The sequence below is a fragment of the Streptomyces roseofulvus genome (genome assembly GCF_039534915.1).
In the GTDB taxonomy this organism is placed as follows: Bacteria; Actinomycetota; Actinomycetes; order Streptomycetales; family Streptomycetaceae; genus Streptomyces; species Streptomyces roseofulvus.
Genome location: NZ_BAAAWE010000001.1, coordinates 2,799,093 through 2,811,737, shown reverse-complemented (window position 1 = coordinate 2,811,737; position 12,645 = coordinate 2,799,093). Strand labels below are relative to the sequence as shown.

Sequence of the window (12,645 nt, the reverse complement as noted above, 5' to 3'; positions counted from 1 at the left end):
ACTAGGCCTCGGCGCCCTGGCCCCCGGCGGAGTCCCCGCCGGCATCCTTGCCGGTGTCCTTGCCCGGCTCCTTCGAGGCGCCGCCGCCGAACACCGTCCGCAGCCGTCCGCCGAGGTCGCCCGCGAGCTCCCCGGCCCCGCCGGCTATGTCCCCGACGAGCTTGACCAGCGGATCCTTGCTCTCCTTCACGGTCTGCGCGTAGTGCCCCGCCGACTCCCGGAAGGAGTCCGTGACCGAGGTGTCCTTGTCCTCCGAGCGCTTCGGGTAGTGGCCGTCCATCAGCCGCTGGTAGTCGCGGCTCTCCGACCACTTCTTGAGCTCGGCCGCCCGCACGGTGGTGAACGGGTGCGAGCGCGGCAGCACGTTGAGGATCTTCAGGACCGAGTCCCGCAGGTCACCGGCCTTCTCGTACTCGTCCGCCTGGGCGAGGAACGCGTCCACGTTCATCTCGTGCAGGTGGTTGCCGCCGGCTATCTTCATCAGACCCCGCATCGAGGCCCGCAGGTCCTGCCCCACGAGCAGCCCCGCCCGGTCGGCCGACAGCTCCGACTTGCGGAACCACTCGCGCAGCGCGGTCACGATCGCCATCACCGCCACGTTCCCCAGCGGGATCCAGGCGACCTTCAGCGCCACGTTCGTCAGGAAGAGCAGCACCGTCCGGTAGACCGCGTGTCCCGACAGGGCGTGCCCGACCTCGTGGCCGACGACCGCCCGCATCTCCTCCTCGTCGAGCAGCTCGACGAGCCCCGTCGTCAGCACGATCACCGGCTCGTCCAGGCCCACGCACATCGCGTTCGGCACCGGGTTCTGCGTGACGTACATCGGCGGGACCTTGTCCAGGTCGAGGATGTAACAGGCGTCCCGCAGCATGTCGTTGAGGTGCGAGAACTGCGCGTCGCTCACCCGGACGGAGTCCGAGAGGTAGAGGAGCCGCAGGCTGCGCTCCGGCAGCAGTCCGCTGAGCGCCTTGAACACCGTGTCGAAACCGCTCAGCTTCCGCAGCGCCACCAGCGCCGACCGGTCCGCCGGGTGCTCGTAGGCCCGCGAGGAGATGCCGGGGAACCGCTTGCGCTGCCTGCTCGGCACGCTTCCCTGGTGGTTTCCGCCGTGGTTGTCGGTCATGAACGCCCCCTGTCCATCCGTACGAGTCGGTACTCGTCCCCCTGACACGCCCCACCCTAGGCGAGGGCGCTACCGTGGGCGGAGCGCCTGTGGACAACTCGGGCCCTGTGGACAACGAACCCTGTGGATAAGGGAGCACCACCCCATGCCGGACACCGCCGGAGCCACCACCGCCCTCACCGGCATCGCCGCGGCGGCCCAGCAGGGGTCGGGCGACACGCTCCGCATCGTCCTGCTGGTCTCCATGGTCGGCGGCGCCCTCCTCGCCTGGTTCCTGCTCCGCGGCTACGGCCGCGGCGAGACGACGGACGCGACGCCCGCCCCCGACCGGACCAGCACCGAGGCCACCGACCGGACCAGCGCCGAAGCCACCGAGGCCACCGACCGGACCAGCCCCGGGACGACCGCCGGAACCACCGCCGAGACGGCGGACCGGTCCGCAGGCACCCCCGCCCGAGGGGCGTCCGGGGACGCCGAGGACGCCAACGCCTGAGTCGGCGTGAGCGAGCCGCGACCGCCCGCATACGATGTGCGCGAAGTCTCCGCTCCCACCCCCGATCTGATAGGTCTGCCGAAGATGAGCCTCCACAGCACCGCCGCCAACCTCGTCACGCTTGCTTCCGAGGGCGCCGAGCACGGTGGCAACCACGACAGCCTCAACCCGTACGTCACCGGCGGTGGCGCCTTCCTCGCGCTGATGCTGCTGCTCTGGATCACCACCCGCTTCAACCGCGACCGCTGAGCCGGACGCCGACCGGGAGGCCGCTGAGCCGGCGTCCGCCGCCGTGCCAGTAGGCTCTGCACGCATGGGAGAGCAGGAAGTGCCTACTGGCGGCCGCGGCAAGCGCCGCCTCGGCGTGATGGGCGGGACGTTCGACCCGATCCACCACGGACACCTGGTGGCGGCCAGCGAGGTCGCCGCCCTGTTCCACCTGGACGAGGTGGTGTTCGTACCGACCGGCGAGCCGTGGCAGAAGAGCCACAAGGCCGTGTCGCCCGCCGAGGACCGCTATCTGATGACGGTCATCGCCACGGCCTCCAACCCGCAGTTCTCGGTCAGCCGCATCGACATCGACCGCGGCGGCGCGACCTACACCATCGACACCCTGAGGGAGCTGCGCTCCCTCAACAGCGACGCCGACCTCTTCTTCATCACCGGTGCCGACGCGCTCTCGCAGATCCTCACCTGGCGCGACGCGGAGGAGCTCTTCGCCCTCGCCCACTTCATCGGCGTCACCCGGCCGGGCCACGACCTCACCGACGACGGACTGCCCGAGGGCGGCGTCTCCCTCGTCGAGGTCCCCGCCCTCGCCATCTCGTCCACCGACTGCCGCGCACGGGTCGCCGAGGGCGACCCCGTCTGGTATCTCGTCCCGGACGGCGTCGTCCGCTACATCGACAAGCGCCAGCTGTACCGCGGCGAGTGACAGTCCCGGGGAGGGGCACCGGTGAACGATCAGCAGAACCCGTACGACCCGTACTACCCGCAGCCGCAGATCATCGGCTACGACGCGTACGGGCAGCCGGTGTACCAGCAGCAGGCCGAGCCCCCGCAGCAGTCCGCGTACGACCCGTACGCCGGACAGCAGCAGACGTACGGCTACGACCCCTACGCCCAGCCCCAGCAGCCCCAGGCCCCGCAGCAGCCCCAGGCGCCCCAGCAGCCCTCGTACGACCCCTACGCCGGCCGGCCCGGGCAGGGGCAGGCCCAGGGCGGCTACGCCCAGCCCTCGTACGACCCGTATGAGACGTACGGCGGCGCCGGACAGCAGTGGCAGGCCGCCGAGCCCGCCGCGCCCGTCGCCGCCGCCCCGGCGGGCGTCCCCGGTCAGCGGCCCGCCCCCGAGCCGCCCCCCGCGGCCCCCGCGCCCCCCAGGGCGCCCCGCCGGGACGACGCCGACGAGGACCGGGAGTACCGCACCGAGCAGTTCTCCTTCATCGAGGAGCCCGACGAGGACTCCGAGGACGTCATCGACTGGCTCAAGTTCACCGAGAGCCGGTCCGAGCGGCGCGAGGAGGCCCGCCGGCGCGGCCGCAACCGGGTGATCGCCCTCGTCGTCGTCCTCGTCCTCGCCGCCGTCGGCGGCGTCGGCTACCTGTGGTCGGCCGGTCTGCTCCCCGGCACCGGCGACTCGGAGCAGAAGCAGCAGGGCGCCGCCACCGGTCCGCAGCAGCGCGACACGATCGTCCTCCACCTCCACGACCTCCAGGGCGGCGGCACCTCCACCGCCCTCCTCGTGGACAACGCCACCACCAAGCAGGGCACCACCGTCCTGCTGCCCAACGCGCTCGCCGTCGCCGACACCGAGGGCGCGGCCACCACCCTCGGCAAGTCCGTCGAGGACGACGGCTCCAGCGGCACCCGCGAAGCCCTCGACACCCTCCTCGGCGCCAAGATCGCCGGCACCTGGCGGCTGGACAGCCCGTACCTGGAGAACCTCGTCGAGTACCTCGGCGGCATCGAGGTCGACACCGACACCGACGTCCCCGACCCCAAGGCCAAGAAGGGCTCCGACCCGCTCGTCACCAAGGGCGAGAAGCAGACCCTCACCGGCCGCGCCGCCGTCGCCTACGCCACCTACCGGGCCTCCGGCGAGGCCGAGGCCAAGCAGCTCCAGCGCTTCGGTCAGGTCGTCAACGGCATGCTCCGCAAGATGCCCAGCGACGCCGCGAACGCCACGACCGCCATCGAGTACCTTCAGCAGATCGCCGACCCGTCCCTCCCCGAGAAGGACCTCGGCGCCTCCCTCGCCAAGCTCGCCGAGCACGCCAAGACCGGCGCCTACAAGACGGCGATGCTGCCCGTCGGCCAGGACGGCGCGCTCGCCGAGGGCGCCGGCGACAGCGTGGTCAGGGACATCCTCGGCGGCAAGGTCACCGCACTCGACGCCGGCGGGGTGCCGCGGGTCTCGATCAAGGACGCGACCGGCGAGGACGCCGTCGAGGCGGCCAAGATCGTCCTGATCAACGGCGGCTACGCCTTCGTCGGCGGGACCAAGGCCGACAGCCAGGCGAAGTCCGAGGTCGTCTACGCGGACGACGCCCAGAAGGCCACGGCCGTCGAGGTCGCCAAGACCCTCGGCCTGCCCGACGACTCCGTCACCAAGGGCAAGCCCTCCGGCACCGCCGCGATCACCGTCGTCCTCGGCCGGGACTACGAGATTCCGGGCGCCTCGTAATCGTTTGCGGGGTCGTCGGCGGTCCGTGAGACCCTGGAGGGGTACTGGACCGCCGACGAAAGCCTGCTTGTGACCGCCACGGATCGCTCCATCGAGCTCGTCAACGCCGCCGCCCAGGCGGCGGCCGACCGGCTCGCTCACGACATCATCGCGTACGACGTCAGCGACGTGCTGTCGATCACCGACGCCTTCCTGCTCGCCTCCGCGCCCAACGACCGCCAGGTCAAGTCCATCGTCGACGAGATCGAGGAGCGGCTCCAGAAGGAGCTCGGCGCCAAGCCGGTGCGCCGCGAGGGCGACCGCGACGCCCGCTGGATCCTCCTGGACTACGTCGACATCGTCGTCCACGTGCAGCACAGCGAGGAGCGGGTCTTCTACGCCCTGGAGCGGCTGTGGAAGGACTGCCCCGAGCTGCCCCTCCCCGAGGACGCCGTCAAGACCCGCGGCAAGGCCGCCGAGCACGCCGCCCTGACCGGTGCCGACACGGCGGCGGACGGTGAGCTGAGCTGAGCGCCCCCAAGGGCGGCACCGGCCGCCGTATCGTCCTGTGGCGCCACGGCCAGACCTCCTGGAACCTGGAGCGCCGCTTCCAGGGCTCGACCGACATCGAGCTCACGGAAGCCGGCGTCCACCAGGCCCGCCGGGCCGCCCGGCTGCTCGCCGCCCTGCGTCCCGACGCGATCGTCGCCTCCGACCTGAAGCGGACGGCGGCCACCGCCGCCGAGCTGGCCGCGCTCACCGGACTCTCCGTCGCCCACGACGCCGCGCTCCGCGAGACGTACGCGGGGGAGTGGCAGGGGCTCACGCACGACGAGATCGTGGCGCGGTTCGGCGAGCAGTACGCCGCCTGGAAGCGCGGCGAGCCGGTGCGCCGGGGCGGCGGCGAGCTGGAGACCGAGGTGGCCGACCGGGCCGCCCCGGTGATCCTGGAACACGCCGACAAGCTCCCGCAGGACGGCACCCTGGTCGTGGTCAGCCACGGCGGCACCATCCGTACCGCCATCGGCCGGCTCCTCGGCCTGGAGCCGCACCACTGGGAGGGCCTGGGCGGCGTCTCGAACTGCTGCTGGTCGGTCCTCGGCCAGGGCGCGCGCGGCTGGCGCCTCCTGGAGCACAACGCCGGCTCACTGCCCGAGCCGGTCCTCGGCGACGACACCTGACGGCCCGGGCCGGCCCCAGGGCCCGGATTTCACTTTCCGGCAGGTCACAGGCTAGAGTTCTTCTTGTTCGCAGCGCTGAGCGTGAAGAACACGAGGGGCTATAGCTCAGTTGGTAGAGCGCCTGCATGGCATGCAGGAGGTCAGGAGTTCAATTCTCCTTAGCTCCACAGTCACCGGATCCCGTCCTCTGCAAAGGGGGGCGGGATCTGTCGTTTTGTCACTTCTGGGCCGCCGCCCGGCCATGGCAGAATCGGACGGCCGGAGGGGGACCAGGTCCGGACGGGAGGGTGGCCTTTGGGTGCGCACAGGCGGAAGTGCGACTGGTGCGGCAGCGGCACGCCCATCGTGCGGGACATGGACCCCGTCAACCCCGACTACCAGTACTGGTGCGAGGAGTGCGCGCGGGCGCTGATCATAAAGGGCGACCCGATCGAGACCTACCGCGAGCTCGAGGGGGAGCCGATCTACGGCCGGCTCCTCGACGAGCACTGCACCCTCAAGCGGTTCTACTCCTTCGCCACGGCCTGAGGCTCCCGCACCGCGGCGGCCTCCCGCAGCTCCTCGGGGGCCTCCGGCCGGCGCGTCCGCCACACCGCCAGCGCGTACGCGGCGAAGAGCGCCGTCGCCGTCAGCGGGTAGACCGCCGACAGCAGCATCTGGCCCGCGTTCTGGTCGAGTTCGGGGCGGCCCGGGTCGTGCGGCACCCACCACAGCGCGAACGAGGCGAAGGCCAGTGCCACCGCGCCCGTCGTGAGCCACGCGCGCGTGGCGCGGTCGTACAGCAGGATCAGCAGGGGCACGCACCAGACCCAGTGGTGGGACCAGGAGATCGGCGAGACCATCAGCGCCGTGACGGCGGTGATCACCACGGCCACCGCCCTGTCGCCGCGCACCGCCGCCCGTATCGCGAGAACCATCGCGGAGCCGCCGAGCAGGACCGCCGCCGCCAGCCACCACAGGCCGGGGGCGTCCGTGTGCATCAGCCGGGCCAGGACCCCGCTCAGGGACTGGTTGGCGGTCTCCTCCGCGTGGCCGACCCGGCCCGTCTCGAACAGCGTCCGCGTCCAGAAGGTCCTGGAATCCGCCGGCAGCGCCACCACCATCGCCAGCGTCGTCGCCAGGAAGACGCCGGTCGCGGTGAACGCCGTGCGCAGCCACTCGTTCATCCCCCGGTCGCGGCGCCACAGCAGCAGGCCGGCGACGAGGAGCAGCACCACGAAGAGCCCCGGTGTGAGTTTCACCGCGGTCGCCAGGCCGATGCCGAGACCGGCCCAGCGGCTGCCCTCGCGGCGCGTGAAATCCCACAGCACGGCCACCGCGACCAGCAGGTTGATCTGCCCGTACCGGAGCGTCGTCCACACCGGCTCGCACCAGACCACGACCGCCGCGACCCACAGCGTCGTACGCCACAGGTCGGCCCGCCGCCCGGGCGCGGCGAGCGCCGGCCGGACCAGCTGGAGCGAGAGCCGTACCAGCGCCAGTACCAGCAGCAGGTTCCCCGCCGTGGAGAGCGTCCGCATGAGCGGGACGCCGACCAGGGTCAGCGGCAGGAACAGCACGGCGGCGAACGGCGGATAGGTCATCGCCAGGTTCGCCGAGGTGGCGCGCATCGCGTACAGGTCGCCGCCGGCCCGCAGCGTCTCGGCCTCGGCCCGGTAGACCATCACGTCGAGCATGTTCACGTGGGCGACGCGCTGCGCCACCCAGAAGGCCGCGAACGAGATCAGGCAGGTGACCGCGGCGGCGACCAGGGGCCACGGCCGGGCGCGGGACGGGGAAGGTGCGGAGGGGGACACAGGGGGCGACCCTACCCGGAGCCTCCGACAGCGCCGGAGAAACGGATTTGGAGATCTGCCCGGCGGCCGGTTACTGTTCTGTCCGTCGCCGCGAGGAAGACCCGCCAGGGAGCCGGACGGAGACGATCACGAGGGGCTATAGCTCAGTTGGTAGAGCGCCTGCATGGCATGCAGGAGGTCAGGAGTTCAATTCTCCTTAGCTCCACAGAAGGCAGACGGGCCATCCACACCGGATGGCTCTCCGCACTTCTGCGGTACGCTGATATGCCGCATTGAGGGGCTATAGCTCAGTTGGTAGAGCGCCTGCATGGCATGCAGGAGGTCAGGAGTTCAATTCTCCTTAGCTCCACAGACGGGAAGCGGGTCATCCGGATCGGATGGCCCGCTTCTTCGTTTCCCGGCAGGGCTCCCTCTCCCGGCAGGTCTTCGTCTCCCGGGCAGGCCTTCGTCTCCCAGGCAGGTCTTCGTCTCCCGGCGGGCCGGTGTCGCCCCGTGGACATCGATGCGGCCCGTGTGGGCGCTGCGGTACCCTGGCGCCATGCGTGCCGTACGCCTCCTGCTTATCGAGCCGCGCTGATCAGTCCCGACGGGCGGAAGAGATCCCGTCGGAGTCGGCGCGGCGTCCCCTCCTGTGCGAGGGGATTTTTCATTTCGTGGCAGTTCGTGGCAGTGGGCAGAGACGATCGATGGAGCTTCTAGGACCATGACCGAGATCAACACGGCTGCCGAGACGGCGGCCCCGCATCGCTACACGGCGGCCATGGCCGCCGACATCGAGGCACGCTGGCAGGACGTCTGGGACGCCGAGGGCACCTACGAAGCGCCGAACCCCTCCGGTGACCTGGCGGGCGACCCCGCGGTCGCCGCCCGGCCCAAGAAGTTCATCATGGACATGTTCCCGTACCCCTCGGGTGCGGGCCTCCACGTCGGCCACCCGCTCGGCTACATCGCCACGGACGTCTTCGCCCGCCACGCGCGCATGAGCGGCCACAACGTCCTCCACACCCTCGGCTTCGACGCCTTCGGCCTGCCCGCCGAGCAGTACGCCGTGCAGACCGGCACGCACCCGCGCGTGTCCACCGAGGCCAACATGGAGAACATGAAGGCCCAGCTGCGCCGGCTCGGCCTGGGCCACGACAAGCGGCGGTCGTTCGCCACGATCGACCCCGAGTACTACAAGTGGACCCAGTGGATCTTCCTGCAGATCTACAACTCCTGGTACGACTCCGAGGCCGCGAAGGCCCGCCCGATCGCCGAGCTGATCGAGCAGTTCGAGAACGGCACCCGTGAGGTCCCCGGCACGCGCGCGTGGGCCGACCTGACCGCCGCGGAGCGCGCCGACGTCCTGGGCGAGTACCGCCTGGCGTACGCCTCCGACGCGCCGGTCAACTGGTGCCCCGGCCTGGGCACCGTCCTCGCCAACGAGGAGGTCACCGCCGACGGCCGCTCCGAGCGCGGCAACTTCCCGGTCTTCAAGGCCAAGCTGCGCCAGTGGAACATGCGCATCACCGCCTACGCGGACCGCCTGCTGGACGACCTCGACGGCCTGGACTGGCCCGAGGCGATCAAGCTGCAGCAGCGGAACTGGATCGGCCGCTCCGAGGGCGCCCGCGTCGACTTCCAGGTCGGCGACACCGGCGCCATCACCGTCTTCACCACCCGCCAGGACACCCTGTTCGGCGCCACCTACATGGTCCTGGCCCCCGAGCACGACCTGGTCGAGAAGATCGTCCCGGCCGCCTGGCCCGAGGGCACGCACGCGGTGTGGACCGGCGGTCACGCCACCCCCGCCGAGGCCGTCGACGCCTACCGCAAGCAGGCCGCCTCCAAGTCCGACGTCGAGCGGCAGGCCGACGCCAAGGAGAAGACCGGCGTCTTCACCGGCGCGTACGCGACCAACCCGGTCAGCGGCGAGCAGGTCCCCGTCTTCATCGCCGACTACGTCCTCATGGGCTACGGCACCGGCGCCATCATGGCCGTCCCCGCGCACGACAGCCGCGACTTCGCCTTCGCGCGCGCCTTCGAGCTGCCGATGCGCTGCGTCGTCGAGCCGAGCGACGACCGCGGCACCGACCCCTCGACCTGGGACGACGCCTTCGGCTCGTACGAGGCGAAGCTGGTCAACTCCGCCAACGACGAGATCTCCCTGGACGGCCTGGGCGTCGTCGACGCCAAGGCGAAGATCACCGCCTGGCTGGCCGACCGCGGCATCGGCGAGGGCACCGTCAACTTCCGCCTCCGCGACTGGCTGTTCAGCCGCCAGCGGTACTGGGGCGAGCCCTTCCCGATCGTCTACGACGAGGACGGCGTCGCCCACGCGCTGCCCGAGTCGATGCTGCCGCTGGAGCTGCCCGAGGTCGAGGACTACTCGCCCCGGACCTTCGACCCGGACGACGCCGACACCCAGCCCGAGACCCCGCTCTCCCGCAACGAGGAGTGGGTCAACGTCACCCTCGACCTGGGCGACGGGCCGAAGAAGTACCGCCGCGAGACCAACACCATGCCCAACTGGGCCGGTTCCTGCTGGTACGAGCTGCGCTACCTGGACCCGCACAACGACCAGAAGCTCGTCGACCCGGCCATCGAGCAGTACTGGATGGGCCCGCGCGAGGGCATGCCCACCGGCGGCGTCGACCTGTACGTCGGCGGCGCCGAGCACGCCGTGCTCCACCTGCTGTACGCGCGCTTCTGGTCGAAGATCCTCTTCGACCTGGGCCACATCTCCTCGGCCGAGCCGTTCCACAAGCTCTACAACCAGGGCATGATCCAGGCGTTCGTCTACCGCGACGCCCGCGGCATCGCCGTGCCGGCCGCCGAGGTCGAGGAGCGCGACGGGGCGTACTGGTACGAGGGCGAGAAGGTCAGCCGCGTCCTCGGCAAGATGGGCAAGTCCCTGAAGAACGCCGTCACGCCGGACGAGATCTGCGCCGAGTTCGGCGCCGACACCCTGCGCCTGTACGAGATGGCGATGGGCCCGCTGGACGTCTCCCGGCCGTGGGACACCCGCGCCGTGGTCGGCCAGTACCGCCTGCTCCAGCGGCTGTGGCGGAACATCGTCGACGAGGCGACCGGCGAGGCCACCGTCGTCGACGCCGCGCCCGACGAGGACACCCTGCGCGCCCTGCACAAGGCGATCGACGGCGTCGCCCAGGACATGGCCGGGATGCGCTTCAACACGGCCATCGCCAAGATCACCGAGCTGAACAACCACCTCACCAAGGGCGGCGGCGCGATCTCCCGCTCGGTCGCCGAACAGCTGGTGCTGCTGGTCGCCCCGCTCGCCCCGCACATCGCGGAGGAGCTGTGGCACCGCCTCGGCCACACCGACTCCGTCGTCCACCAGGACTTCCCGGTCGCCGACCCGGCGTACGTGGTGGACGAGACGGTGACCTGCGTCGTGCAGATCAAGGGCAAGGTCCGGGCCCGCCTGGAGGTCTCCCCGTCGATCTCCGACGCCGACCTGGAGGCGCTGGCCCTGGCCGACGCGCACGTCGTCGCGGCCCTCGGCGGCGCCGAGATCCGCAAGGTGATCGTGCGCGCGCCCAAGCTGGTGAACATCGTGGCCTGAGTGCCACGACACGCCTAGGGGTTTCCCCTACGGGCAGGTTGGGGGTTCCGATGGAACCTCCGGCCTGCCCGTTCCGTTTACCGTGGAAGAACCACACCCGTGGGACGCCGACGGAGCCGAGGAGCGACGCACATGGAAGCCGCGATTGTCACGATCCTGGCGCTGCTCTTCCTTTCGTTCGTGGCGCTAGGGGTCTACGCCACGGTGAAGGTGGTCAAGGCGGCCAAGCGCGGCGTCGACCGCACGCTCGACCAGGCCCGGCGCACCGTCGAGGACACCACGCTGCGGGCCAAGAGCCTCGGCCAGGTCGGGGTCGCCGCCGAGCTGGCCAAGCTGCGGCTCTCGCTGCGCACCTCGATGCGCGCCACCCAGGACGCGCTCCAGGCGGGGGCCGTCGAGGACGCCTCGCTGCGGGAGTCGCTCGACCTCTTCGGGCGGCTCAGCGCGCACGGCCGTGAGCTGGACGAGGACCTCAAGCGCCTGGAGCGGGAGCCCGACAAGGCGTACGTGGCCGGGCAGCTGCCCGCGCTCACCGAGCGGACCGAGCGGATCACCGGCTCCGCCGACGCGCTGCGCCAGGCCGCCCGCGACCGCGCCCGGCGGTTCGCCGACGACGACCTGGACACGCTGAGCGCCCAGATCGACGTCGAGACGGGCGCGCTGCGCCACTGGACCACCGTCGACCGGGGCACGGCCGCGCCGGAGGACGCGCAGACGGCCTGGTACGAGACGGCGCCCGGGCAGCAGGCGTCGGACGGGCAGCCGCAGGGACCGTCGCAGGCCGCGGAGGCGCCGCAGGCGATCACCGCGCCCGACCCGCGCACGACCGCGTACCCGTGGGAGAAGACGGCCCGTCCCGAGTCCGCCGGCTGACCCTCCCCGGCGCCGGGCGGCCCCCCTGTGGGATCGTCGGACCGGCTGTGAGCGGGGCCGGGCTGCCGAGCGGCGGTCGCGGCGGGTAACCTCCCGCTCATGTCCCGGCATGTCGCGATCGTCACCGATTCAACGGCCTACCTGCCACCCCAGACGATGGAGCGGCACGCCATCACCGCGGTCCCGCTGACCGTCGTCATCGGCGACCGCGCCCTCCTGGAGGGCACCGAGATCTCCGCCAGATCGCTCGCCGAGGCGCTGCAGAAGCGGCGGTCCGTCACCACCTCCCGGCCCAGCCCCGAGGTCTTCGCCGCCACCTACCGCGAGGCCGCGGAGGCCGGCGCGCGCGGGATCGTCTCCCTCCACCTCTCCGCCGAGGTCTCCGGCACCTACGACGCCGCCGTGCTCGCCGCGAAGGACGCCCCCGTCCCGGTACGGGTCGTGGACACCCGCATGATCGGCATGGCCCTCGGCTTCTGCGCGCTCGCCGCGGCGGAGACCGTGGAGGCCGGCGGGTCGCTCGACGAGGCGGTCGCGGCCGCCGAGAAGCGCGCCGGGGATACCTCCGCCTACTTCTACGTCGACACGCTGGACTATCTGCGCCGGGGCGGGCGGATCGGGACCGCGCAGGCGCTGCTGGGCTCCGCGCTCGCGGTGAAGCCGCTCCTCGAACTCGACGGGGGCCGCATCGAACTGCGGGAGAAGGTACGGACCGCCTCCAAGGCGATCGCACGGCTGGAGGAGCTGGCCGTCGCGCAGGCCGGCTCCGGGCCCGTCGACATCGCCGTCCACCACCTCTCCGCGCCGGAGCGGGCCGACGCGCTGGCCGAACGTCTCCGGGAGCGGGTGCCGGGCCTCGCCGAGCTGCACGTCAGCGAGGTCGGCGCGGTCATCGGCGCGCACACCGGGCCGGGGCTGCTCGCGGTGGTCGTCTCGCCGCGCTGAG

General features: G+C 71.6%; 12 protein-coding genes and 3 tRNA genes. 13 read left to right on the top strand and 2 right to left on the bottom strand.

Features of this window, described 5'->3' with window-relative positions:
* Position 1: 1 nt before the first annotated feature.
* Positions 2–1,123, bottom strand: a complete 1,122-nt coding sequence (locus ABFY03_RS13030; protein WP_346169956.1) for a M48 family metallopeptidase — start codon at positions 1,121–1,123, stop codon at positions 2–4.
* A 145-nt stretch (positions 1,124–1,268) separates the two neighbouring features.
* Here ABFY03_RS13030 and ABFY03_RS13025 point away from each other — a divergent pair, with 145 nt between their 5' ends.
* The 8 genes from ABFY03_RS13025 (at position 1,269) to ABFY03_RS12990 (ending at position 5,990) form a co-directional block, all read left to right on the top strand.
* On the top strand, positions 1,269–1,616 hold the full coding sequence (locus ABFY03_RS13025; RefSeq protein ID WP_346172377.1) for a hypothetical protein: 348 nt from the start codon (positions 1,269–1,271) through the stop codon (positions 1,614–1,616).
* An 84-nt stretch (positions 1,617–1,700) separates the two neighbouring features.
* Entirely contained in the window at positions 1,701–1,865 is a 165-nt protein-coding gene (locus tag ABFY03_RS13020) for a hypothetical protein (RefSeq protein ID WP_030494103.1), read from the top strand.
* A gap of 64 nt (positions 1,866–1,929) precedes the next feature.
* Positions 1,930–2,550: a nicotinate-nucleotide adenylyltransferase gene (gene nadD / locus ABFY03_RS13015; protein WP_319013876.1), complete on the top strand. Its 621-nt coding sequence runs from the start codon at positions 1,930–1,932 to the stop codon at positions 2,548–2,550.
* A gap of 21 nt (positions 2,551–2,571) precedes the next feature.
* On the top strand, positions 2,572–4,302 hold the full coding sequence (locus tag ABFY03_RS13010; protein ID WP_346169955.1) for an LCP family protein: 1,731 nt from the start codon (positions 2,572–2,574) through the stop codon (positions 4,300–4,302).
* A gap of 69 nt (positions 4,303–4,371) precedes the next feature.
* Positions 4,372–4,812: a ribosome silencing factor gene (gene rsfS, locus ABFY03_RS13005; protein ID WP_031005117.1), complete on the top strand. Its 441-nt coding sequence runs from the start codon at positions 4,372–4,374 to the stop codon at positions 4,810–4,812.
* Positions 4,809–5,462, top strand: coding sequence for a histidine phosphatase family protein (locus tag ABFY03_RS13000; protein ID WP_319014040.1), 654 nt, complete (start codon positions 4,809–4,811; stop codon positions 5,460–5,462). Before rsfS ends, ABFY03_RS13000 begins: the two co-directional genes overlap by 4 nt.
* 94 nt (positions 5,463–5,556) lie before the next feature.
* Positions 5,557–5,629, top strand: a tRNA-Ala gene (locus ABFY03_RS12995).
* A gap of 127 nt (positions 5,630–5,756) precedes the next feature.
* Entirely contained in the window at positions 5,757–5,990 is a 234-nt protein-coding gene (locus ABFY03_RS12990) for a hypothetical protein (protein ID WP_030494108.1), read from the top strand.
* Here the strand turns inward: ABFY03_RS12990 and ABFY03_RS12985 are convergent.
* The gene (locus tag ABFY03_RS12985; RefSeq protein WP_346169954.1) at positions 5,969–7,258 is read right to left on the bottom strand and encodes a glycosyltransferase 87 family protein; all 1,290 of its coding nucleotides are present in this window, start codon (positions 7,256–7,258) and stop codon (positions 5,969–5,971) included. The genes ABFY03_RS12990 and ABFY03_RS12985 overlap by 22 nt on opposite strands.
* A gap of 132 nt (positions 7,259–7,390) precedes the next feature.
* Between ABFY03_RS12985 and ABFY03_RS12980 the strand changes: the two genes are divergently transcribed.
* From ABFY03_RS12980 to ABFY03_RS12960, 5 genes are all read left to right on the top strand, one after another.
* Positions 7,391–7,463, top strand: a tRNA-Ala gene (locus tag ABFY03_RS12980).
* Between the two features lie 71 nt (positions 7,464–7,534).
* Positions 7,535–7,607 (top strand) — tRNA-Ala (locus tag ABFY03_RS12975).
* A 354-nt stretch (positions 7,608–7,961) separates the two neighbouring features.
* Positions 7,962–10,826, top strand: a complete 2,865-nt coding sequence (leuS, locus tag ABFY03_RS12970) for a leucine--tRNA ligase (RefSeq protein ID WP_346169953.1) — start codon at positions 7,962–7,964, stop codon at positions 10,824–10,826.
* A gap of 132 nt (positions 10,827–10,958) precedes the next feature.
* Positions 10,959–11,699: a hypothetical protein gene (locus tag ABFY03_RS12965; RefSeq protein WP_346169952.1), complete on the top strand. Its 741-nt coding sequence runs from the start codon at positions 10,959–10,961 to the stop codon at positions 11,697–11,699.
* Between the two features lie 99 nt (positions 11,700–11,798).
* Positions 11,799–12,644, top strand: coding sequence for a DegV family protein (locus ABFY03_RS12960; RefSeq protein ID WP_319013881.1), 846 nt, complete (start codon positions 11,799–11,801; stop codon positions 12,642–12,644).
* Position 12,645 lies beyond the last annotated feature (1 nt).

Coding starts and splice junctions, on each gene's coding strand:
- ABFY03_RS13030 (WP_346169956.1), bottom strand. CDS start 1,123: ATGACCGACAACCACGGCGGAAACCACCAGGGAAGCGTGCCGAGCAGG.
- ABFY03_RS13025 (WP_346172377.1), top strand. CDS start 1,269: ATGCCGGACACCGCCGGAGCCACCACCGCCCTCACCGGCATCGCCGCG.
- ABFY03_RS13020 (WP_030494103.1), top strand. CDS start 1,701: ATGAGCCTCCACAGCACCGCCGCCAACCTCGTCACGCTTGCTTCCGAG.
- nadD (WP_319013876.1), top strand. CDS start 1,930: ATGGGAGAGCAGGAAGTGCCTACTGGCGGCCGCGGCAAGCGCCGCCTC.
- leuS (WP_346169953.1), top strand. CDS start 7,962: ATGACCGAGATCAACACGGCTGCCGAGACGGCGGCCCCGCATCGCTAC.
- ABFY03_RS12965 (WP_346169952.1), top strand. CDS start 10,959: ATGGAAGCCGCGATTGTCACGATCCTGGCGCTGCTCTTCCTTTCGTTC.
- ABFY03_RS12960 (WP_319013881.1), top strand. CDS start 11,799: ATGTCCCGGCATGTCGCGATCGTCACCGATTCAACGGCCTACCTGCCA.